General features: G+C 42.3%; 16 protein-coding genes and 2 pseudogenes. 4 read left to right on the top strand and 14 right to left on the bottom strand.

Annotated elements, in window-relative coordinates:
- Positions 1 to 84: 84 nt before the first annotated feature.
- From ahr to ACYRY3_RS38690, 4 genes are all read right to left on the bottom strand, one after another.
- Positions 85 to 1,089, bottom strand: a complete 1,005-nt coding sequence (ahr, locus tag ACYRY3_RS38705) for an NADPH-dependent aldehyde reductase Ahr (protein ID WP_460207052.1) — start codon at positions 1,087 to 1,089, stop codon at positions 85 to 87.
- Positions 1,090 to 1,318: 229 nt separating this feature from the next.
- Positions 1,319 to 5,971 carry an nSTAND1 domain-containing NTPase gene (locus ACYRY3_RS38700; RefSeq protein WP_460207051.1) on the bottom strand — a complete coding sequence of 1,551 codons (4,653 nt, stop codon included), beginning with the start codon at positions 5,969 to 5,971 and terminating at the stop codon, positions 1,319 to 1,321.
- 328 nt (positions 5,972 to 6,299) lie between these two features.
- Positions 6,300 to 7,337, bottom strand: a complete 1,038-nt coding sequence (locus tag ACYRY3_RS38695) for a DUF1822 family protein (protein WP_460207050.1) — start codon at positions 7,335 to 7,337, stop codon at positions 6,300 to 6,302.
- A 21-nt stretch (positions 7,338 to 7,358) separates the two neighbouring features.
- Entirely contained in the window at positions 7,359 to 8,783 is a 1,425-nt protein-coding gene (locus ACYRY3_RS38690) for a hypothetical protein (RefSeq protein ID WP_460207049.1), read from the bottom strand.
- A 210-nt stretch (positions 8,784 to 8,993) separates the two neighbouring features.
- Between ACYRY3_RS38690 and ACYRY3_RS38685 the strand changes: the two genes are divergently transcribed.
- Positions 8,994 to 11,204 carry a histidine kinase dimerization/phosphoacceptor domain -containing protein gene (locus ACYRY3_RS38685; protein WP_460207048.1) on the top strand — a complete coding sequence of 737 codons (2,211 nt, stop codon included), beginning with the start codon at positions 8,994 to 8,996 and terminating at the stop codon, positions 11,202 to 11,204.
- Positions 11,197 to 12,309, top strand: coding sequence for a hybrid sensor histidine kinase/response regulator (locus ACYRY3_RS38680; protein ID WP_460207047.1), 1,113 nt, complete (start codon positions 11,197 to 11,199; stop codon positions 12,307 to 12,309). The genes ACYRY3_RS38685 and ACYRY3_RS38680 overlap by 8 nt, the downstream gene beginning before the upstream one ends.
- Positions 12,310 to 12,334: 25 nt before the next feature.
- Here ACYRY3_RS38680 and ACYRY3_RS38675 read toward each other — a convergent pair whose 3' ends face one another.
- Complete coding sequence (locus ACYRY3_RS38675) at positions 12,335 to 13,252, bottom strand: histone deacetylase family protein (protein WP_460207046.1); 918 nt, start codon at positions 13,250 to 13,252, stop codon at positions 12,335 to 12,337.
- Between the two features lie 66 nt (positions 13,253 to 13,318).
- The gene (locus ACYRY3_RS38670; RefSeq protein ID WP_460207045.1) at positions 13,319 to 13,540 is read right to left on the bottom strand and encodes a hypothetical protein; all 222 of its coding nucleotides are present in this window, start codon (positions 13,538 to 13,540) and stop codon (positions 13,319 to 13,321) included.
- Between the two features lie 171 nt (positions 13,541 to 13,711).
- On the opposite strand from ACYRY3_RS38670, the gene ACYRY3_RS38665 reads away from it, so the two are divergent.
- Positions 13,712 to 15,016: a chloride channel protein gene (locus ACYRY3_RS38665; RefSeq protein ID WP_460207044.1), complete on the top strand. Its 1,305-nt coding sequence runs from the start codon at positions 13,712 to 13,714 to the stop codon at positions 15,014 to 15,016.
- A gap of 167 nt (positions 15,017 to 15,183) precedes the next feature.
- Here the strand turns inward: ACYRY3_RS38665 and ACYRY3_RS38660 are convergent.
- From ACYRY3_RS38660 to nrdJ, 5 genes and pseudogenes are all read right to left on the bottom strand, one after another.
- Positions 15,184 to 15,417: pseudogene (locus ACYRY3_RS38660) on the bottom strand (transaldolase family protein); the annotation flags it as partial.
- A 97-nt stretch (positions 15,418 to 15,514) separates the two neighbouring features.
- Complete coding sequence (fbp, locus tag ACYRY3_RS38655; protein ID WP_460207043.1) at positions 15,515 to 16,564, bottom strand: class 1 fructose-bisphosphatase; 1,050 nt, start codon at positions 16,562 to 16,564, stop codon at positions 15,515 to 15,517.
- A gap of 563 nt (positions 16,565 to 17,127) precedes the next feature.
- Positions 17,128 to 17,433 (bottom strand): RNA recognition motif domain-containing protein, encoded by a 306-nt coding sequence (locus ACYRY3_RS38650; RefSeq protein ID WP_460207042.1) that lies wholly within the window; start codon positions 17,431 to 17,433, stop codon positions 17,128 to 17,130.
- A gap of 490 nt (positions 17,434 to 17,923) precedes the next feature.
- Complete coding sequence (locus ACYRY3_RS38645; protein WP_460207041.1) at positions 17,924 to 18,142, bottom strand: hypothetical protein; 219 nt, start codon at positions 18,140 to 18,142, stop codon at positions 17,924 to 17,926.
- A gap of 148 nt (positions 18,143 to 18,290) precedes the next feature.
- Positions 18,291 to 20,918: pseudogene (gene nrdJ / locus ACYRY3_RS38640) on the bottom strand (ribonucleoside-triphosphate reductase, adenosylcobalamin-dependent).
- 283 nt (positions 20,919 to 21,201) lie between these two features.
- Between nrdJ and ACYRY3_RS38635 the strand changes: the two are divergent.
- Positions 21,202 to 21,786, top strand: coding sequence for an Npun_F5749 family FMN-dependent PPOX-type flavoprotein (locus ACYRY3_RS38635; protein ID WP_460207190.1), 585 nt, complete (start codon positions 21,202 to 21,204; stop codon positions 21,784 to 21,786).
- A gap of 24 nt (positions 21,787 to 21,810) precedes the next feature.
- Here the strand turns inward: ACYRY3_RS38635 and ACYRY3_RS38630 are convergent, their stop codons facing one another.
- The 3 genes from ACYRY3_RS38630 to ACYRY3_RS38620 form a co-directional block, all read right to left on the bottom strand.
- Positions 21,811 to 22,464 (bottom strand): Uma2 family endonuclease, encoded by a 654-nt coding sequence (locus ACYRY3_RS38630; RefSeq protein ID WP_460207040.1) that lies wholly within the window; start codon positions 22,462 to 22,464, stop codon positions 21,811 to 21,813.
- Positions 22,465 to 22,748: 284 nt separating this feature from the next.
- The gene (locus tag ACYRY3_RS38625) at positions 22,749 to 23,129 is read right to left on the bottom strand and encodes a hypothetical protein (RefSeq protein ID WP_460207039.1); all 381 of its coding nucleotides are present in this window, start codon (positions 23,127 to 23,129) and stop codon (positions 22,749 to 22,751) included.
- 189 nt (positions 23,130 to 23,318) lie between these two features.
- Entirely contained in the window at positions 23,319 to 23,909 is a 591-nt protein-coding gene (locus tag ACYRY3_RS38620) for a radical SAM protein (RefSeq protein WP_460207038.1), read from the bottom strand.
- Between the last annotated feature and the right edge of the window lie 41 nt (positions 23,910 to 23,950).

Raw genomic sequence — 23,950 nt, 5'->3', positions numbered from 1 at the left:
TTTTATTTGGAAAATTGGAAGCGATCGCTTTTGTTTCCTAAAAAACTAAGATTGCCAACGGTGGGCAGTGCCCACCCTACATTACTACATTTGTTTCAATACAATCCGATATCGAGCTTTTCCTGCCGCCAAATGGGCGATCGCTTCATTCACTTGACCGAACTCAAAGGTTTCCGTGACAGGCTCAATGCCATGACGGGCAGCGAAATCGAGCATTTTAGCTGTTGTTGTAGGACTCCCAAGCGGTGTGCCAGATAGGGATTTTTGCCCAGCGATTAAGGAGAAAGCATAGGCCTGAATTGCATTCGGCACGACTCCAACAAAGTGCAATCGTCCTTTAGGACGTAGCGCCTTGATGTAAATTCCCCAATCCAAGTCTGCATTCACGGTCGAGAGAATTAAATCAAAGGAGTTAGCAACTGCCTCAATCGCTTTAGCATCGCGAGAGTTAACAAAGTGGTAGGCTCCCAATTCACGGGCTTCAGGTTCTTTGTCAGGATTCGTTGAAAAAGCGGTGACATCACATCCCCAAGCTCGCAGAAACCGCAGTGCCATATGTCCAAGACCACCAATTCCAATGACAGCGACTCGGTCAGTTGCTTTCACATCAAACTGAACAATGGGATTAAACACGGTAATGCCACCACAGAACAACGGTCCTGCCTTGGCGGGATCGATTCCGACGGGCAGTGGAGTTACCCATTCTTCATGAGCCCGCACCTTGTCAGCAAAGCCTCCATACCGACCTACGATAGTTTGCTCTGCTGTTAAACACAAGTTATGATTGCCTGACATACACCACTCGCAGTGCATGCAAGAATGGGAATACCAACCTAATCCAACTCGCTGACCTATTTCAAGGGTTGTGACGCGATCGCCAACGGCTGCAATGGTTCCTACTACTTCATGACCGGGGACAAGGGGATACTGACTGTTGCCCCAGTCGTTCTTTAGCATACTCAGGTCGCTATGGCAGAGCCCGCAATATTCCACATTAATTTCTACTTCTTCCTCTTTTAATGTGCCTGGATCGTATTCAAATAGCTCGAGTTTTCCACCTACTGTATTGGCTGCATAAGCGTGGATCATTTTCCTATTCCCTCTTGGAATATGTTCTAATTCATCTTGCCTTACCGCTGAACAAAACTCCCTTAAGCAAAATTTAAGCTTATTTAACACTGGTAAAAATTATTACATGAAATTCAAGTTTAAATTTTGGTGCAATTGCGCTAAAAAAGCATCAAAATGAAATGTAAAAATTTAATTCAATAGAGACGCAACGATAAAAGTTTTATAGTCGTTTCTTTTGATAGTGTTCTTATTCTTCACAAAGATAGCGATCGCTATCCTGTAGACCTGCATTGGTTTGCAAGTAATTCCCAACCAAACGACAACCGTCAACTAGGACATCATCCTGTTTAAGAAAACGTTTCCAATCCCATAACAGTACCGTTTTATCTTCATCTGTAGAGACTACGGTTTGACCGTCAGGGCTAAAAGCGACTTTCCACACGATGGCATTATGACCCTTGAAAGTTGTTAGTAATTCCCCATCGCTTGTCCTCCATAATTTCACAGTCTTGTCGCCACTTGTTGAGGCAATTATTTTACCATCGGGGCTGAAGGCAACTCCCCAAACATCTGAATCATGTCCCTTGAGAGTTGTCACCAAAGTGCCGTCTGGCTTCCAGAGTTTTACAGTTTTGTCTTGACTGGTGGTTGCAATGACCTGACCGTTGGGACTGAAAGCAACTGCCGTTACTGGGGCGCTGTGACCCTTGAGAGTCCTCAATAAAGTCCCATCTCGCTGCCAAAGTTTGACTGTAGTATCCCGACTAGCCGAGGCGAGGGTTTGACCGTCAGGGCTAAAGGTGACAGCCCAAACTTCATCGCTATGACCTTTGAGAGTTGCGCTCGCCATGACCTTAAGTTGCCAAAGTTTTACCGTTGTATCATCTGATGCTGAAGCCAACATTTGACCGTCAGGGCTGAAAGCCACTGAGTTGACATATAAACTGTGACCGACAAGAGATTTTACGAAGGTGCCATTTGGCCTCCAGAGTTTCACTGTTTTGTCCCAACTAGCGGTAGCAATTGTTGCACCATTAGGGCTAAAAGCAATATCCCAAACAGAATTACTATGACCCTTGAGGGTTGTGACTAAGGTGCCGTTGCGTTGCCACAATTTTACCGAACGATCCTCACTTGCTGTGGCAATCAATTCTCCATTAGGGCTGAATTTCACCCCATGCACTGCTGCACTATGACCGTTTAACACTGTCAATAAAGGATGTTTCCACAGCCAAAATCGCACAGTTTTGTCATCAGAAGCCGTGGCAATTGTTTGACCGTCAGGGCTGAAAGCAATATCCCAAATTGTTCCGCTATGACCTCTGAGCACGGCGATTTCGGTTCCATCAACCTGCCAAAGCCTGATTGCCCTGTCCCAACCCACAGAAGCAACGATCCGACTATCGGGGCTGAATGCGACTCCATGAACTTGACCTTCATGAGAGTTAAGAGTTTTGTAGGGACGGGTTTCTAAGCTGCCCAAACCTTCTGCCTTCCAGAGTTTCACTGTTTTATCGGAACTGGCTGTGGCAATAAACTGGCTATCAGGGCTAAAGGCGATCGCATTCACCCTGTCATTGTGCTGTAGAGTTGTGATTACAGTCCCGTCCCGCTTCCAGAGTTTGACGGTTTTGTCCCAACTTGCAGAAGCGATGGTTTTACCATCCGGGCTAAATGCAACTGCATCCACGCTTTCACGATGACCGTTCAGGGTTTTGTACCGGGCGGCAAACTGTCCTGTAACGTCTCGCTGCCAAAGTTTCACACCATCCCAGCTTGCAGAGGCAAGAGTTTGACCGTCAGGACTAAAAGCAACTGCGTAAACCTCAGCGCTATGATTGAGAGTCGTTAGCAAAGTACCGTCAATCTTCCACAATTTGACTGTTCTGTCCTCGCTAGTTGTGGCAATCAACTGACTATCGGGGCTAAAGGCAACCCCGTATACTTTATCTTTATGACCGGTGAGAGTTTTTAACAAAGTGCCGTCAAGTTTCCACAATTTGGCTGTCCTGTCTCCACTGGTTGTGGCGATAGTATCACCGTTGGAGCTGAAGGCAACTTTATGGATTTTAGCATCATGCCCTAACAAACGGTTGTACTCGTTTGCCCCAAAAATAGCTTGCCTGAGGGCTAAATCAACCTGAGTTTGGATTTCTGGCGGGGCGAAGGGAGCCGATTTTAATTTGTGTCTTGCTTTGAGTGCTTCGACAAAAGCATCTAATCTTTTATCTGAGGCAAAGAGTGCTTGTGAGGATGTAGTTGTTGCCTGAATTTCATTAATCCGGGCTTTTTGCCATTGCCACCCAGCTATTGCAGCAAGTATCAAAGCGATCGCCATTCCACTGGTAAGACCTAGAATAGTCCTGTGTTGGCGTTGTTGCTGCTGTCTTACCTCCCGTTCGCGCAGGTCTATAGAGGACTGAATAAAACTTTGCTCGTTGAAACTCAGTTCTTCCCATCGTTTCGTTTGCCAATATTCTGCATCTAAAAGGGGTTTTCCTCGCAACAGCACCCCCTCATCCCGAGCGCTATTCCCCCACTGATGGACTGCCACTCGTAACTGTTCTTGCCAGCGACGGAACTCACCATCAACTTGCAACCAGGATTCCAAACGTCCCCAGCTTTCGATGAGCGCTTCATGGACGATCTCCACTGTTTGGGTATCAGTGTATTCGTTACGGTTTGTGACTACCAAACGCTTTGATGCTAAATGTGCTACCAAATCCCAGTTTTCTTCTTTAACTTCAGCACGGGTGGCTAACCTCCGGGTTGCTTCCCCTCCTTCCCCCACCTGCACCAACTGCATGAAAACCCGTTGCGATCGCTGTCTATCTGCCTCGGAAAGTTGGCTGTACACCCCTTCTGCATGGTTAGCTAAAGCCTCTTCTACACCGCCGAGTTCTTCGTAAGCCTTAAGAGTGAGCAATCCCCGCTCTTGTTTTGACCACAGTTGTGTTAAAGTGAACTCCAATAGCGGTAGGTGTCCGGTTCGACCCTCCACATCATAAATAAGTTTATTTGTCAATCCCTTCTCTAATTCCACCTGCATTTGTGCCGCAGGCTTTTCTATACAATCGCGCAGTTCTTCACGGGACATGGGCGCAAGGTTGAGGACGGCCCCTTGCAAAGCATCGCTGAAAGGACGGTAAGAAAGAGCATACCCGTAAAAGTCAGCTCGCAAGGTCGCGACTAAGGTAAATCGTGGAGCGTGATGACAAGCATGCAGCAGCAAATCTAAGATATGCTGGCGTTCTTTTTCAGAACAAAGAGTGTAGAGTTCCTCGAATTGGTCGGCAATGAGTACTAGGCGAGTCCCTGGATTTTTTTGAACAAAGGTTTCAATGATTTTACATAAAGCGTTGTCGTTTTGTTCGAGTTCTAGTTCTAATTCCAACTCCACTAAGGAATGGCTGTTTTGCTTGGGGAGGAGTGACCATTGAGCGGTTGCTTTGCTCTGGAGTTTCAAGCTCTCGACTGGGGTCTGGTACTGGTTTACTGTCAAAGGTGCAAAGGCTGCTGCCAGAGATGCGATTGGATTGTTTCCCGGACGAAAAGCGATAGTATGCCAATTAACATTTGTCTGTTGGCGCAACCGAGGAACCAACCCAGCAAACACAACACTCGACTTACCACTTCCACTAGAACCAACCACAGCCACAAATGGCTTTTTTTTCACTGCCGTCACCAAATCTTGGGTGAATCTTTCCCGCCCAAAAAATAAGTGTGTATCCTCAGAGCGAAAGGCAAGTAAACCCCGATAGGGACATGGGGGCATCCCAGCCAAACTCAGCCAAGTTGGCGGTTTCACGGCTGGGTTTTGACAAATCGCCGGTAGCCAAGAAGCACCAGGCAAGTCATCTTCCAAACCTTGTAACTGCCTGCGTGCCTGTTGTACGGAAAGATATAAAGAACGTCGCTCAAGGGCAAAAGCTTCTAAAAAATGCTTGAAAAATTCCTGCGCGACGCGATTTGGAACCGGTTCGCGCATGACAATGATTGTGGGAAGGCTCAATTTTTCCAGTGCCGAAGCTAAACCCAGCCCATCACAGGAATTGAAAATAGCTAGCTTTAAGCCTTTCTCAATAGCTGCTTTGAGTGCTTCTTCTAACTGTTCAATTGTTAAGCTGTTGTTGGTTTTATTTTCATTAATATAAATTCTGCCCGTTTCACCCTCAGTTTGACTGTGACCTGCAAAAAACATAATGTCCCAGCCTGCGGAGTCCCAAAGAGATGTATTGAATTCTTGTCTTGATGGCTTGACAAGAAAAACAACTTCTGAATCTTGTAAATTATTGAGAAATTGACGCTCTTTTTCCAGGTCGATACCAAAACTATTACCCAGAACCGCCAAAATTCTCACTTTTTGTCTGGAGACTGTTTGCGGTAAGAATTGAACGCGTTTGTACTCTGGTTTGGAAAGAGCAACTTCAGCTAGAGGATAATCTTGAAAGAAATCACAGCGATGCCAGGGTAATCTTCGCAACAATGTGTCATTTGTTTCCAGGATGACTCGAATTTCTTCAGATGGGTTGAGTGCAGAACGCAATTGCCTACTAACATTCAGAATTTCTTGAGATTTGAGCCAATCATTCATTCTCTGTTGAACCTTGTGGCACAAACTATGAAAATCTACAACAGAGACGTTGGTGATAGCGCCTTCATCAATTTCTAGCTCATCATCATCATCGTCTAATAAAGCACGCCACTGTTGGCGATCGCAGATATTCTGATATATCGTTTGCCAATTTCTACAAAGTTCAACCAAATCTGGTGCTGGGGGTAAACTCCCTATAAATTGCTCTGGCTGGGGATAACCAACTGTCCAAACTTGAACAGTTACTCTTGGAAATCCTTGGTGTAAGTCCCCTTGACCTAAATTAATAACAACCGACTTGCTCATTCACAAAGACGCACTTGATTACCCTAGGCTGTGATTATTTTTCTATTTAATCATACCTTGTTGTGGATGCTGTAGCGTTCCTGAATAAATATTTCACGTAATTTCCCTTTCACATTCGCTAGGTTAGAAGAAATCAACCTAACCTTTGTGAAAAAATTGTGACAACTTATTTTCCTACTAACCACTAACAGTCTTCCATATCATGCTTATTCACACCAGTTATTACATGAAAATTTTTCTCTTCCGCAATCATTTTAGGGTGGCTTTCGAGGCTTCCACCCCGACCATAAATTGATACATCGAAATGCATCAAAAACACTTGCTGATTTTATAGTTCAAAATTTTCTCTTACCTTGGCATTATCCAGACTCAATTCTATACTGAAGCGCTTACCTGGTTCACCTTTAAATGGTTTAAGTTGAATAAAGTTATCTTGAGTTCTTGAGCTAACTTCTTGGAGAATTTTACCAGCTTTAGAGAATAAAGACAACTTAATATTTTCTGGTAAAAATCTTTCTCCACCTGTAGGATGTAACTGGATTAAAATGCCTAATTTTTCCTCACTTTCTTCTGTTATATTGACTAACAAAGCTACAGTTTGAGAACCCAGTTGCACTCCCAAATCAATTAATTTAGCTCTCTTCGCACCTGATTGAACGTGTCTGGTACTGAAAGCCAAACTTGTTTCTGGGTTGATCAATGTATCAATGACTTGCCAACCTTCATCAAAGATTCCTTCCAACCATCGGCTCAAGTTGGTTCTAGTGTTATAGAAGTCTTCCACTAACTTTTGCGCCACATTCTCGGTGGAGGTGACAGGTAAAGAAATAGAACTAGGATCTAAATAGAGATAGTAATGTAATAGATGATTTGGCTCTGGATCGAATATCGTTAGCGGTAACTGGTAACAATTATCTTGCAAATAATCCTGTCTGCAATACGTGACAAGCTGATCGTAACGTAAACAACCTCTAATTATGACTTCTTCCTGTTCTTCTGAAACTTCTAGCACCACATAGAAGTGAGATGCCAATCCAGGTGCGATGACTGCTTCAGGTATGCTGACGACTTCATCTAGCAGATGTTCGCTAGAAATTAAACAAAATTTAAACTCTCCTACTTTTAGCTGGGAACAAGTCTCAATGATATGTATTTCTCTAGGAATTGCTTGTGTTGGCATACGCATACTAAGCCATTGTTCAAAGCCAAACAAACCCAATGCGTTAAGGTAATTTTGCCATTTTTTGTCTTCATTCATGACACGGTTACTGATTTCTGTTGCTTGATAAAAATGTTCTGGCTCCAACCAAATAGCTTCTGGTAAAATGCATCTGCCGCTTGTTGAATTTAATAATGATTCTAACATAATTACCTCCTCATTTTTTATTTACATTTGTTCTAAATATTGAATAACTTGTTGAGCATATACACTATTCATTGACCGATTTTTACCTACCCTAATTTCTTCAGAAGCTTCCTGAAAAACTTCTTCATCTACAAAAGCTTCTATTTGCTCAGACAAAGTTTTAAGATAATCAGGCTCTGGAGGAATTTTGGTCAAGCCTTTTTCCTCAGCCTTCTTTAAAATGTTGTCGAGCAGTTGTTGGACTGTAAGAGAGCGCACCTTACTTAAAAGTTCACCCGGATTTAAAACCCGTCTTGCTTGATCCCAGCTAGACATTCCTAATTGGGGGGCAATTTCTTTCAGAGCTAAACCATGACCGTAATATAGTTTTAATCCGGGAAGAAACTTTTGGGCTAGTGGTGCATATCTTTTGCTTTTTTCTAATCGGATAATGCTAGCTTGAATTTCTTGTTTGACTGCCTTAACTAAAGCTAATTTCAGATGCTTCTGTAAGAACTGTAAAAATTCTTGTTGTTCCAGATCGACTTCATTTAAGGAATTAGTAGGTAAATCAGGTCTGAGTTTATAACCGCCAGTTTCCGGATCTTGAATTTCTATTGGTTCTCTATGGCTCCAGATATCATACTGCCTTAGTTGTACAACAATTTGCTTGAGTTCTTTAAGTAACTCCACCGAGTCATTAATAATGACATTTCTTCGTTTTAACAGGACAAGCATTTCTTGCTGTTGAGCCTTGGTAGGTTCAGGACAGCGTCTGGCTTGTTGAGAACGCTGCTGTTGTCTATCTCGACGATAAACGGCGTGAAAAACTTCCACCAAATGACGCTGCCGCAGTGAAAGACGGTCTAGTTGTTTGGCTCTAACACGATTCATTAGCGCCCAATCACTCAGATGCTTAAATCCAAATTCTGATAAAAAATCTTTTATTTCTGAATTTTGTCTAGTTTGTAAATAAGCCCAGTTGTCTAAACTCATTCTAGACTGAGAATCAGGCTTGTATGTTTGTAAGATTTTAACAGAAAAGAATTTGTAAGCGGCTGTCTTAGGTTCACCGTTTTTTTCCAGAATAAGTTGGTTTTTTCCATCTTTATCTGGAACAATCAAGCTTTCACCATCATCATTTAGAACAAAGGGCAGTAAGTCCTGGTAGGTAAACTGCTTTTCATTACCAAATAAACTGTCAATTTTTTGACAAGCTTTTAATATAGGGTCAGAAACATAGCACCTCAGGCAAAGTCCGGCAACAGCACGGTTTTTATCTTCAACCTCAAGTTTTTTGTTGTAGAAGTAAGAATAGAGCGCAGCCTCCACGTCCCCATTTTGGTTACGGGAAAACTGTTTCTGATAGAAATCCTGTGCCAGAGCAACTGAGTAGAGTTTGTACCCAACTCGTTCACTAGCTGGATTGACTCGCCATATTTTCCAATATCTGGATGAAACACCCATAGGTTGTGCGATCTCCTGCTATGAACTAACCTAGTTCTATAGTTGCACGAGTAAATAGGTGTTGAGCTACGGAGCTTATGCAGTTTCTGTTGTAATTAATAGCTTATGGCGAGTTGAACTTTTAACTTTACTAGGCATACACTACAGCTTTTGTCAAACGGGTAAGTTCAGTGTAAACTCTAACTATAGCAGAAATCCCTTAGCTTAGGTATGCCAGAGTCAGAGTCATCAGCATCTTTGTTTAGCTTAGAACCTGCAATTGACCGTCGCCCTCTAAAAGTGACTCCTGATACGTCAGTTATAGACACAATTACAATTATGGGCAAAGCTCGTAGCAGCTGTGTTTTACCCAATTTGAATTTGCGACCAGAAACTGTATTACTAACTAAAGCTAGAAGCAGCGGTGTATTGATAGTAGAAGGTACACAATTAGTTGGAATTTTTACTGAAACTGATGTTGTACAAGTCATTGCCTCAGGCAGGAATTTAGCAGAGGTGAAAGTTGCTGATTGGATCGAGCAGCCAGTATTGACCCTATCACAATCTGAAGCAGAAGATATTTTTAGTGCTCTGTCAGTGCTGCGCCAATATAAGATCCGCCACCTACCCATTGTGGACACTCAGGAACAACTGGTTGGGATGATCACCCTCGAAAGTATTTGTCAATCGCTGCAACTAGATGAATTACTAAAATCACAGCAGTTGACAGAGGTCATTTCCAATCCGGTGATTCAGGCATCGATGACAACTTCGGCACTTAGCTTAGCTCAGCTGATGGCAGAACATCAAGTTAATGGTGTGGTGTTAACGTCAGGGGATGGAGAGGCAGGCATTCAGCCAGTCGGGCTGATTATGGAGCAGGATATCGTCCAACTTCAGGCTCTGGGAATAAATTTATCACAGACCCAAGCTCGGTCCGTAATGGATACACCACTATTGCTTTGCAACCCAACAGAAACAATACTGGCTGCCTACTGGAAAATGCAACAGCGAAAGGTGCAGCAATTTGTGGTGTGCGATCGCTCAGAAGAAATTTTAGGCATTGTTACACCCACGACCTTTTTGCTAACACTTGATGTCGCACTCATGCGGCGTACTGTAGAGCAACTGCAGCATTCTATTGAACAGTTTGAAAATAAAAAAACAGAAATATCACAAGCTAGTGACGTTTGTGTAGAAACCGAGGTGCAACAGACCCCAGCCGCACTGATGGAACAGCTTGAGTGCAATCGCCTTTTAACCGCAATGGCACTTCGTATTCGCCAATCACTCAATTGGGATGCAATACTTAACACCACAGTTGCCGAAGTACGACAGTTTCTTCAGACAGAACGAGTTATTATCTACCGTTTCAACCCAGACTTAAGTGGCACAGTTGTTGTCGAATCCGTAGCTTCCGATTGGCAACCAGCTTTAAACAGCACTATCCAAGACACTTGCTTTGGGAGAAACTATGCCCAATCTTACAAAGAAGGGCGTATTCTCGTCGCAGAGGATATATATACAGCTGGTTTTACTCAATGTCACATCGATATCTTAGCTTTGTATAGCATCAGAGCTAGCCTCATAGTACCCATTCTTCAGAAAGAACATTTGTGGGGGTTATTGTGTGCTTACCATTGTTCCGAACCCAGGTACTGGCGGCAGTTTGAAGTTGATTTGCTCCAACAGTTGGCAACCCATGTCGCTATTGCCATCCAGCAATCCGAACTGTATCAGCAAGCTCAATCCGAACTGGCGGAACGTAAACGGGCAGAGGAGCAGTTACTTGCATCACTCAAAGAAAAAGAAATCCTGCTCAAAGAAGTTCACCATCGGGTTAAAAATAATCTCCAAACTGTTTCCAGCTTGCTGAGATTGCAATCTGACTATATCAAAGATGAAAAAGCGCTGGCATCTTTCAATGATAGCCAGAGCCGCATTCGTTCTATGGCACTCATTCATGAAAAACTGTATCAATCCAAAGATTTATTGAGGATAGATTTTGCTGAATATATTCGTGAATTAGCAACCAATTTACTCAGTTTATATTCTGCTAGAACACAGCCAATTACCTTGAAAATAAATGCTCAAGATATTTGGTTGAATATTGATACGGCAATCCCCTGTGGATTGATTATTAACGAACTCGTTTTAAATTCCCTCAAACACGCCTTTAACCCTACAATCAAAAAACCTCAAATCTCTCTTACTATTCATTCAATCAATTCCGATAAATTTAGGCTAATTATTAGTGATAATGGTATTGGTTTCCCTAAAGATATAGATTTCCAAGATACAGAGTCCTTAGGGCTACAACTTGTATGTACTTTTACAGAACAGCTAGAGGGAACTATAATTCTTGATAACAGTCAGGGAACAAAATTTATAATTGAATTTATTGAAGTAAAGCAGGAGTTAGGGGAGGGAGGAAATGGCTGATGCCAGGATTTTAATCGTTGAAGATGAAAGAATCGTTGCTAAGGATATATCCAAACGATTGAAAAATTTAGGGTATGTTGTAGTGGCTGCCGTTTCTTCTGGCGAGGAAGCAATTGAAAAAGCAGCAGAAACCCGACCGGATTTAGTGTTAATGGATATTAGATTAAAAGGTAAAATGGATGGGATAAAAGCTTCTGAACAAATACGGGCTGAATTTAATATTCCTGTCATTTTTTTAACTGCTTATGCTGATGAAAAAACTTTACAACGAGCCAAAGTAACGGAGCCTTTTGGTTATATTGTTAAACCTTTCGATGAAAGAGAATTATACGCTGCCATTGAAGTGGCTCTGCGTCGCCGGATGTCTGAAGAGGCGGTGCGCGTGGCTTTGAACAAAGAAAAAGAACTCAGTGAACTCAAATCTCGCTTTTGGTCAATGGTTGTCCATGAATTCCGCAGACCAATGACTAGTATTTTAGCTTCTGCTCAACTACTTGAACATCACAGCCCTGAATTACCTGAGGTGAAAAAACGGGAATACTTATATCTTATTCAAGAATCTGTCAGAGCGATGGAAAATCTGTTGAATGATGTTTTGGCAGTTGGGAAAGCAGAAGGAGGCAAACTAGAATTTGCTCCCGCACTTTTAGATTTGGAAAACTTCTGCCAGGGACTCGTGGAAGAGATGCAATTTAGTGCAGACCAAAGCCATCGCATTATTTTCACAAATCACGATGAATGTACCACTGCTTGCTTGGATCAAAAACTGCTGTGGCACATTCTTAGCAATCTGCTTTCAAATGCTATCAAGTATTCACCTCAAGCTAGCAATATCTATCTGGAACTCTTTTGTCCAAATGGAGAGGTCATTTTTCAGGTAAAAGACACGGGTATTGGCATTCCAAGGGAAGAGCAAGAGTATGTGTTTAAGCCTTTTCATCGAGGTGAAAATGTTGGCAAAATTCCTGGAACAGGTTTGGGACTTACTCTGGTCAAAAAGTGTTTGGACTTACATGGCGGAGAAATTACGGTGCAGAGCGAAGTGGGTGTGGGAACTACATTTACTGTTAAATTACTATCAAGCAATCCAGCAATAAGTAGATGAGAAAACCCAGTTCGCTTGCGGTAGTTCACACTAAACAGCGCTCAATAGTTGCAACAACTGATTTAGAAAGGGATTCAAAATCATAGCCACCTTCCAAACCGAACAGGATTTTACGAGTTATTCCCAGGCAATAATCGGTGAATACACCATAATCTTTTGGTTGCAGATTGATGCTTGCCAATGGATCGTCGGCGTTGGCATCGTAACCAGCACTCACAATCAATAAATCTGGCTGAAAGTTAGATAGAAAAGGAACAACTTTTTTTTCAAATACTGGTTGGTATACCTCTATATCGCTGCCAGGAGGCATGGGTAAATTGAGTACATTGTCATGAAAGCCTTTGTCTGTGGCTCGTCCAGTCCCTGGATAGCAGGGGTACTGATGCAGGGAACAGTAGGCAACTTGCGGGTGTTCTTCCACAATCGCTTGGGTTCCATTACCGTGATGGACATCCCAGTCAAGAATGGCAACACGATGAATTCCAGGTTTTTGCAGGGCATAGAAAGCAGCAATGGCGGCATTGGAAAATAAGCAGAACCCCATTCCCTCATCACTTACAGCGTGATGTCCTGGCGGACGCGCTAGCACAAAGGCTGGTTTGCCTGTCTCTAACACAATATCAATTCCATCCAACCAGGCACTAACTGCCAGTAAAGCAACATCATAACTGCGTGGGGAAACCGGGGTGTCTCCATCTAAATATCCCCCGCCAGCAAGAGCAATTTCTTTGATTTTGTTGATGTGGCGTTGGGTGTGGGCTTGTTGCAGGAAAGGCATGAGGGGGCGAGCTTCTGGAGAGGAGGGTAGCCGCCATTCAATTTGTTCTGCAAAAGGAGCAAGTTTTAGGGCAGTCGCGATCGCCGTTAAGCGTTCTGGTTTTTCGGGATGGAAAGACCCTGTCTGGTGATCCAGAAACTCGTCGGAATAGATAACTGGCAGCATAAGGCGAAAAACAATGGCAGCAAAATACTGATTGCAATTTTAACGTTTCGCCTTTAATTCCTGTAACTATTCCTTGGTAAAACCAATTATTTCATCGGTTGGTTCATCTAGCATTTCCGGTACGACTGCCGGATTTCCCCTACGTTCATCTGCTGATAAACCAAGTAAAACATCATCCATTTTGGGAGGATGTTTAATCCTATCAAGCATCTCGGGGCTTAAATCTGACTCATGGGTTTGAGGATTTGTCTTTTCGGCTTGATTGGGAGTTGTTGCATCACTAGACATAGATAGTTGTCCAATCTCGACATACCCCAGCCTAGACTTTCCTATTGCTGGCTACACACTACCTTGGGGGTGAGATTGAGGGTTTAGCGATTACCCTGTCCCCCAGACGCGTTACCATAGAAAATATCAAGATTTCGTAACATTTGTTTCACTTTAAAAGGAATATCAGCAGTGCTACCAAACAAGCGCCCTCCTACTCAGGAAACTCAGCGTTGGACAGTCTCTCAGCTTTTTGGACTAGTACGGCGCAATCCCTTCACCATTTCTCGCTGGGTTTTACGTTGGGTCGTGGTGGGGACTGTTTGCGGTTTATTTGCTGGATTATACTGGAGTGTCCTGGAATTGATGGTTCACGGGCTGCAAAAATTTCAGGGTTTGAGTCTGTTGATAGTCATGCCAATCGCCGGGTTAGCACTTGGTTTAGTCATTCATTTTCTGGGAAATCCCGGTGAAATTGCCGCGATTGTTGATAACATCCATGTTCGTAACGGGCGTTTGGATACCCGTCAAAATCCTTCCATGATTCTTGCTTCCTTGGTCAGTATATCAGCAGGAGGTAGTGCAGGTCCGGAAGCGCCACTGGTACAGGTAACGGGTTCTTTTGGGACTTGGGTTGCTGACCGTTTGCGACTCCAAGGTGAAGATGTGAGGTCGATGAGTTTGGCTGCAATGGCTGCAGGCTTTACTGCTTTGTTTGGCGCACCTCTTGGTGGGGCTATGTTTGCTCTGGAGATTTTGCACCACCAGCATATTGTGGAGTATTACGAAGCTTTAATGCCTGCTATTGTTTCGAGTTGTGCGAGTTATCTGGTTTTTGCCGCAATTACACATTTGGGAATTGCGCCAACCTGGCATTTTCCCCAATATCGCATAGACAGCATTGATGATTTTGCTATAGCTATTGTGTTTGGAATTATAGGAGTTGTGGCTGGGTGGCTTTTTATGGGCATTTTTCGCACGTGCGATCGCATTTTTGCCCACATCACTGGACCCATTTATGTTCGGACAACACTAGCTGGCTTGGGACTTGGTATTTTAGCTGCCTTTTTACCCCTTACCCGTTATTTTGGACATGATGAGTTAGATATCGTGGTTGGTCAAAGCTTTCCGACAGTTTTCTTGTTCGGGCTTGCTTTCGCGAAAATGGCTGCCATTAGTGTGACCGTCACTGGAGGATGGCGCGGAGGATTTATCATTCCCCTATTTTTCACAGGCGCTTGCTTGGGGAAAGCTGTAGCTTCCTTAATTCCCGGATTTAATCCCACACTTGCTATGATTTGTACAATGGCAGCCCTGAATGCAGCCGTAACGCGTACACCTGTAAGCACAACCTTGCTGCTGTCAAAATTGACTAATTTTAGCCCCTTCACCCCAATTCTTTTTGCTAGTTTGATTGGATTTTTTCTGGCTCCTAAAGTACCCTTAATTGAGTCCCAACTGAAAGCTCAGCAAGAAACCGCAATTAGCTCTCACTAAACTGTTATTGAACCTCAGTTAGCAGCTAAGTTGCTGTTTATCAGTTAACTAGTTTTGTTCCTGACTTGCTGTTTTACCAGCCAGCAAACGGGAAAATATGCTAGAATTGTATCAAATTATGGCAGTTATTCAGGGTTAATTCGGAATAATTTTGCTTTTTTTTCACGATAAAGGCTAAAATCAGGTAATCCAGCGCTGGTTTCTGCTTCAATATCGGCATCATAAATAGCATTCCCCGCGATCGCTTTTTCAAAGATAGCTGGGTTAGAGGTAATTCCACAAATTCCTTTATTTTCAACCAAATCTTTGAGTTCGCCTGATTGAATAATGTCACGGCTCAAATTATCCATCCAGATACTTTGACCGTATTTTTTAATTTTCAGTAGTTGATTGGTTGCCATAGCTGTACTTATTTAACTGGTGCTATTTGTGTTAGTAGTCGGTAGTTAGCAGTTATTTTGTTCTACTCACCACTAACCACTAACTACTAACCCCTAACTAATGTCCATTTTGAATAAAAGACTCTACCTTAGCGACATTCTTTGGGCTGCCAATAATCAAAGGTGTGCGTTGATGTAGTTTCTTTGCCACCACATCTAGAATGTTCGTATGTCCAGTAGTAGCACGACCACCTGCTTGCTCAATGACAAAGGCTAAAGGCGCAGATTCATAAAGTAAACGCAGTTTCCCTTCAGGTTTTGGAAGTGTACCGGGGTAAAGAAATACGCCGCCTTGCAGCAGTATTCTGTGAATATCGCTGACCATCGCTCCACTGTAGCGAGAAGTGTAACCTTCGGTTCTGTGAACGTAGCGGATGTATTCCCGGATTGGTTCATCCCACTGCCAAAAGTTCCCCTCATTCACACTGTATATGGAACTGTGCTCGGGAATGCGGATGTTCTCGTCCGTCAGAATAAACTCTCCTAAACTGGGGTCGAGGGTAAAGGAGTGAACACCTTTACCAATAGTATAGATCAGCATCGTGCTGGGCCCATACAGTATGTATCCTGCAGCAATTTGGTTGCGTCCTGAAGTCAGCAAGTCTTTGGCATCTTCGTCAAAATCGGTTCCGTTCTGCTGACGAATCGCGAATATAGAACCCAAGCTGAGATTTGTATCAGTGTTGGATGAACCATCAATTGGGTCGTATAGCAAAGTATAGCGCCCAATAGGACAGTTCTCGGGAATATAATAAGGTTTTTCCATTTCCTCAGAAGCTAGGCGGCATACCAAACCACTTTGCTTGAACACCGAGATAAAGACGTCATTAGCATAGACATCCATTTTTTTTACGGATTCTCCTTGCACATTGACTTCCCCTGTAAATCCGAGAACCCCTTCCATTAAGCCTGCACGACTGAGGCGACGAGCAATCAGCTTACCAGCAAGGGCGATTCGATTCATCAGCGCACTCAAATCCTGTGCTTCAGGCGAAAAGCTTTGAAGTTGTTGTAGGACATGACGGGATAATGTTGTACAATCACGGTCTAACGCCCGGTCAGCTGCTTCGTTACCTACAGATTCCAGAGATTCCGGCGTTCTAGTCATTGTTATGTCCTCCCTAAAGAGTGGGTGTTGGTTCGGTTCATCCCATGCGTCACAACTATTGGTTGCTGCCTCTATCTTAGAAAGGTAAATTGACCACTGAAATGTGATTTTAGATAAACTAAAGAATCGTTACCTGAATATGGTACTAGCTAAGTCTAAATACCTGTTTGGAATTGCTTACCCAGTAAATTTACCTGACATAACTGGATATGTAAAATACTGTTGCCACTTACAATATTTAAATCTTTAGATAGAGAGGCATGGTCGGGCAATCAGTATAATTGCTAGTAAATCACAAATTTCTTCATGTTACTGTTATTCAAGCACCCACTCGCGGGGCAACTCAATCGAGTTGGGGCGTGGAAACTCACAACCCACCCATGTGTTTCCTGTTGTTATATATACTATATCGTAGCAAAACCCGACAAATTGTGACCTATCTCATAATGTCACAACCTGTCGGAGGTAGGCTTATGAAATTCCTTGGTGAACTGTTCCTGAAGAACACAGCACCAAATAGCTTGCGTAACTGGAGAAAAATTTGTTATTATGGTGTTCTATCTTTAATAAGACTCTTGCTTTTTCGCCCAACTACCTCGGCGGTTGCCATTGCCATTAGTGCTTTCTTCTCGGGGTTTGGCTTTATTGACCCTGAGTTGACGACCCATCCATTCAGCTCCATCTAACTCTGATATGGCAGCGTCTTCTTGGGCGTCATCGTCCATGTCAACAAAAGCAAAACCACGCATCCGACCTGTTTCACGGTCAGTAGGTAAAACAACTCTTTTGACCTCGCCATATTCTGCAAAAACCACTCTTAAGTCTGCTTCAGTGGCGCGGTAGGAAAGATTTCCAACGTAAATAGTCATGTGAATCACGTAAGTCGCAACGAAAAGCAAAAAGTCAGCCTAAATAAACAGGTGAAACAAGCAGTAGTGACGGCTTTAGTCCCATCCGGTTAGCACATGGAAGAACTTGTAATAGACATACGACTCCTGAGAGTTGCGTGATTTACCAGTCAACCAATTGTTAAGCTAAATTTTTGCATACGCTCATATCATAACTGATTGTGTTGTTTTTCCAAGTATGAGTTTTTACAAACATATATAAGTTGAAATTAGTCTGGCTTATATTTCCTGATTGTTCTATGGTTAATGGATTGTTAATTATTTTTTCTTAAGTTTTTAGATTAAAATCTACCTATTTCAATAGATGCAAAATTTACTTTTTAGTACTTATTAAAATTAAGTTAAGGGTTAGCTTCGCTAACCCTTAACCCTAAACCATAAACCCTATGCAGACAAAATTAAGGCAAGTTTATGAACTAAGAATCCTATCCCATGGACGGCAAAGGAAATGTCAATCAATAGAAATTGTTTGTGGACCACCTGCTTTGCCATTATGTGCCTCAGTTGTTGAAGAATTGTAAGTATTTGTACTTAGTTGCTGTGAAAGCCAACTTTTAACAGGGTCATCTGCAAGATTCAGTCGCAGCATACCAGAGACGAATCCACTCATGAATGAGATTGGGTGCTGGACAAGTTCTTGAAATATTGGTGTCAATTCATCAAGGAACATAAACAATCTCCTGGTGCCGTAATTAAAATTTAAGACCTTTAAGATTATCGTAACGTACTGAGAAATAGCTCAATTTACACCGGCAGTCCCTAGCTCAAAGTCAACAGTCAATAGTCTAATTGTTTAACTAATGACCATTGACTAATGACTAATGACTATTTGTTGAGCTTTGTTCGGGCATCATGCATTTATCTGAGTCACAGCCTGCAGGTCCTGCTTCCATTAACTCACCAAAGTCATATCTGCTTAAAACAGCATGAAAATCATCAGTTTTACGGCGCATCTCCACTTCTTTCATCAACTGCTCGTATTGCTCTTGAGAAATTGGCTCGAAAGGCAGGCGCGGAAAAGTTTGATGGTCATCAAACCTAGCTAACAGTGCAGCACTCATGTACCCTTCATCATCTCTAATAGCTTCATAGATGCGAGTTCCCAAGGTTTCAACTTCGTGTTCTCGAAGTTCAATGGTTGCTGAGGTGTTGTGTGTAACGTAAAACTTTTGGACTTGCATATAAAAATCCATTTGGGCGAGGGCGCTAAATTGACTGATGTCTATTTCATCAGCACCTGGTAGATGAGCCCAAGGCACAGAAACGGGGATTTCAACAAGCCATTCGCTGACTCGTGGATCGAAGGGATCGTTTAACAAATTTCCCCGTTCATCCTTATCAGATTGGGAGGGAATAATATTGTACCCGTAGTCAATACAAGCCAAGGCAACTGGGTCATTTTTGCGGAAGGTAATCCGCCGAATAAATCTTTGTGCCTTGGGAGGGTGCCATCCAGGGCTAGCGCCAGTTAATAATGACTTGGTACCGCTTGGTTGAACAGTGGTACAACGATTGGGACGTTTGAGACTGTGGCGAGCGCAGTAATCCCAAACAACACGATGAACGGTATCTTTCCAGAAACTTAGGTATTCTTGCTCCCGACGCTTAAAAGACAAACCTTCCGTCGTTTCAGGTCTTCCTTCTGCCCACCAACGCAGCCAATCAACACCAAAAGCATGGACAAAGAAATCAAATAAGCCTGTGAAAGAAACACCCACAATGGGGTCTAATTCACGGCTGTATTGATAGCGGGGTTCTAGAAACTTGTGATGCAAAAGTGATGCTACAGAAAGCGCTCCTGCAGTGAAAGCTTCTTCTTGTTCCTTGTAGTTAAGTGGGTCGATTTGATTTAAGTGGATTTCTGATAAATTACAGTGAAAATCGCTACCAATAATTTCCATTTTGTTACCCCAGAGGCTTTTTATCCTCTAGCTCTGGAGGTTTCCCTCATACCCATAACTGGGATACAACTGGTCAAGCCCAGTTCAGTTCAGCATATCTTTTCTACCATTAGGTAGCCGGGGACTCGTGAGGGTCTTCTATTCTCTTCAGTTCTAAACTTTCACTGTTCGCTGAAAAGGTTCAACCCCTATGCGTTGCACTTCCAAAAGACTTTTAAATCTCAAGGTTAGCTCAGGATTGGCATGCGGAAAAATGTTTTAACCGTTTAGCTTTCCCTGAATTTCCCCAGTTTTTTACGTGAGGCAAAATTATCTACCACACGGATTTAAGCCAAATCGAGCTAAACGATGCTCTAACTCACTTTGAGAAATTTGAGGATATTTTTCCTGCAACCAATCTTCTGCTTTACCTAGTGTATAAGCTTTGAGAAAATCTACTTTTTGCTCTTGAGTTACGAGTAAATCGCAGTTAGCTCTGGCTACAGCTTCACCTGCCCATTGAATTGCACCTTCACCACTGTAGTATTGTTTGCGAACAGCATCAATAGATTCATTTAATGTTGGTTTTTGGTGAAAAACTCTTGTGTGGTTTGCCATTCTGAGAGCATCACGTTCTGGATCGATGCGCCAGTTGCCATTGTCATCCTGCTGCCAAAGATTAGCTTTTGCATCTGCAAATAAGCGATCGTCACTGGCACTTTGACGAATACCAGCTGACCTGCGGATGTTACCTGCAACAATTGTGACGGCAGCTTCATCAATCAACAAACAGCATTCAACGGAATTTAACTGTCTTCCTACAGCTTTATTTAAAATCGATGCACAGCGCTCGTAAAGCCCAGGCAATTTTACAGGATTGGCGACGCCTCCGAAGCCCTTAAGTGGCTCACCTGCTTCACGTACATCACTAATATCGACAATAACTTGAACTTCTTCTGTAAATCGTTCATCAGTTGAGAGTTCCAACAGTCTTTGATAGGACTGTACCCAACCTTGACGGCTATCTCCAACACGGATTGTCACGAGATTGCCCTCTATGTTGACCTCTGTTTCCTCACGACGCTGTTGGGAAGAAGTACTGCCAATTTCTCCCTGTACTTTTACTTGAAGACGATTGCGGATGGGAGGCAGTTGGTTAATATATTTGGGTTCTAGAATTGCTCCAGTACCGCAGCCCATCATCGCTAAGTCCATCATTAGCCCAAAAGCATTCCAATCTATCGCATTGGTAGAGGTGCAATTGTAGGCTCCAGAGAAATTCTTTGGCTGTAATAACCAGTTCGTACCTCCTACCCACAACCATCTTCCACTAGGTAAAGCTTTTAAGCTTCGCTGCATCCGCTCCAAGATATCAGCTTCTTCTGGCAAAAGTTTACCCAATTCAATTAAACCCGATAAAGTGCGATCGCACACTTGCTCCCAAGTTTCTCTCACCCCAGCCTCTTTACGGCGGCTATAGGTTCTAAAAAACACTGGATTGGCTGCTGGGGCGGTTTCTGGAAATTTTGCACTCTTTAGACGTTCTCTTTCAAGCTCACGAACCATAATCTAGTCTTGTTGCTGCTGACACAGATTATGACTATACGCCAAGTAGATGAGAGGGTAAAGCTTGAAAAATTATGAGATTTGCGCTAAGTGTAAAGCTACAACAAAAACAGATAGATTTAACCTGTATTAGCTTGAAATATTACCTTAATAAGTAGATATGATTAACTCTATAGAGCTAACTCTAGCTTCTGCAAGCAGTTTGTTTCTGGGAGTATTATGAAGTATATTTATACCAGTAAGAAATATGTGGAGGGTAGTTGTGCAAAATTCGGGATTGGGGATGGAAACTCTTGCCCCTTGGCGATCGCCCCTTGCCCGTGCCCTTCATCGCAATCGTAGCGAGCCCCACTCACGCTACTTTCAATTAGCCACCGTCCAAGCTGACGGACGTCCTGCCAATCGTACTGTCGTTTTTCGGGGCTTTCGTGACGACACCAATCAGCTAAAAATTATTACCGACTCCCGAAGTCAAAAATTTGACCAAATAAATTATCAAGCATGGGGAGAAGCTTGCTGGTATTTTACCAACACTCGCGAACAGTTTCGCCTTGCAGGAGAACTGGTTCTCGTTGATGCCAATCATCCCGAACCAGAAATGCAAAAAGCCCGTCAGATAACTTGGCAAGAGATTTCAGATAATGCTAGGTTGCAATTTGCTTGGCCCGTTCCCGGTGAATCTAGGGCTAACACAGAAGCTTTCTCTCCACTGCTTCCCGATTCAACTTTGCCTCTCTCAAATTTTTGTTTGTTATTGCTCGATCCCGTTAAAGTCGATCGTCTTGAATTGCGAGGCGATCCCCAAAACCGATGGTGGTATTTGCGGGATGAATATAAAGCTTGGTCTGTCGCAGAGGTTAATCCGTAAATTTTAGATAATTAACAGCACCCTTCATTTCTCATTATTTTGCAAAATTTCTCGAATTCGCGTCCTAAATAAACGTACTGCTGCTCTTTGCCCAATAGTTTGACTCTGTTCAATAAATTTAGGAATTTCTGTAATAGGTAAAAAGGGAAAAGCAAGACTTCGAGCAGCAAGTTCATAATTAGCTCCCACAAGTTGATAAACTTGCAGAGTTTGGCGGTGATATCTCCACAGTTCGGGAATCCCCAACGAAGCGTAAATTATGAACTTGTTCAAAGAAGAACTTGTATAATCTGATTCAACTACTAAATCTGGGGGTGGATCGTTGGGGAGAACAATGTTTTTGCCTCGAACTCTTGCTTCATTCTGGATATAAAAACAAGTATCTGGCTCAACAGCACGAGTTAAATCTTCTCGTTCGAGAGTCAAAGCACCAAGTTTCATCACCTCGATTTCTAGCTCATCTGCTATTGCTTCAACAAAACTCTCTATGAGCCCTTTAGGAACTTCATGTTCTTGTAGTGGCATTCTCAGTTCTAATACTCCTTCGTCATAAGCAATTCTCCAAGCGCGATCGTCCCCAACTTCTGCCATTAATGCCTTAAAAGTTTGCCAGCTAACACCTTTTAAAATAAATCTTGGTTCTACAAAGGTAGAGGAAGTTACCGTCTGTGCATTCATAATTTGATGCCTCTGACTTAATTACTCAAACTATAGCGCTTCTCTATTTTGGGTGCAGTAAGCGCTAGGAACAAAAAGTTCTTTCGTTGAAACAAATACCCAAAATTTACTAGATTGTGGCTCACTACTTCTTTCAAATGCCCAAAGTATAAGTCATTAACAGTCTTGGGTTTCTCAATCGGGTTATTGTTCCAGTTGTAAGCTTGCCCTTCCCCAAACGTATCAAATGGTCTTGTATTAAGATAGAAAATTCACATTACTTTTAGTTGCCATACGATATGCTATCAGTCTTTATTCTTATCTTTCAAACTTCCTACGAAACGGCTTACATTTGATAAGAATATCGGACAGTAAAGCCGACAGATATCATTTTTATTAGGCTCATAACATGGAGTAGTAGAAGCAATACGTAAGTTTTTGAGGTAACTAGTTTGAGCAAGATTATTTATACAAATTGATGATGGTAGTTGTCGGTGTACTTGATGGGAAATACACGGATAAATATTACCAAAATTATCTATATAGATACTTGAAGATCCTGCATGGCAAGGGACTGAATGTTTTACGTATCCACCTGCTCCAGATGTAAAATTATCTCCTCGATCGTAACCAAACAAATTATGTGCTCTAAGCGGTAATTGATAAAAAGCTTGATTTTTATACATATTGAGAATATCAGGTAATATATTTTGGTAATAATCAATTATTTCATCTTTAGTTAGATGAAGTTCTTTACGATCGTAAACAGGAAATAAATTTATATCTTCAGGCTGAAAATCATCAATAAACCAAGTTAATCTTTCTGGAAGAGACTTATAGTTGAATCTTGTGACCGCAGTATTAATTTCTATACGTTATTTCCGGTTAGAAACAGTTGAGAGAAAGCGTGCATTAGCAAACACTTTATTCCCTGATTTTTTTTGAGTAAAAGCGTTATGCTCTTCTTCTCTATGCGAATGTATTGAGTAACGGATTGTTCGTGGTTCTGATTCAATCAAAAATTTTAAAGTATCCAAACCTACAAAAAGACCAGTATTAATATCAAAAGGTATGTTTGACTCATTGAGAGATAATAAAACTTTGTCTAACCCATTGTATATTAAAGGTTCTCCACCTGTTAAGAGAACACTTTTAGTCATTTGGTTCTTATGTAGAGAACTGATTAAATGAAGTACTTCTTCTAAAGGTAGAGATACAGATTTGTCAAATTCGGCATACTGATTACAGTATGTGCAACGTAATGTACAAGCATCATTAAGTTTAATAGCTACTTGCCAAAAATAATTAAAGCGATCCTCCCTGGAGTTATAAGAACTTTCTACATCACTTAAAACGTTGGGAGGCAACATCCATTGGTTCATCATTGTCTTAACCATCTGTACATAATGGGTTAAATGAGCAATCAGACAAAAACTTACTTTAAGTCTGAAAACTTTAAGAGGCAAGCATTATATCCTCACTTGGATTACATCCACAAGTAGCAGGA

Source organism: Scytonema sp. NUACC21, from assembly GCF_054684315.1.
The sequence above is the reverse complement of the archived record's forward strand: the minus strand, read 5'-3'. Positions and strand labels throughout refer to the sequence as shown.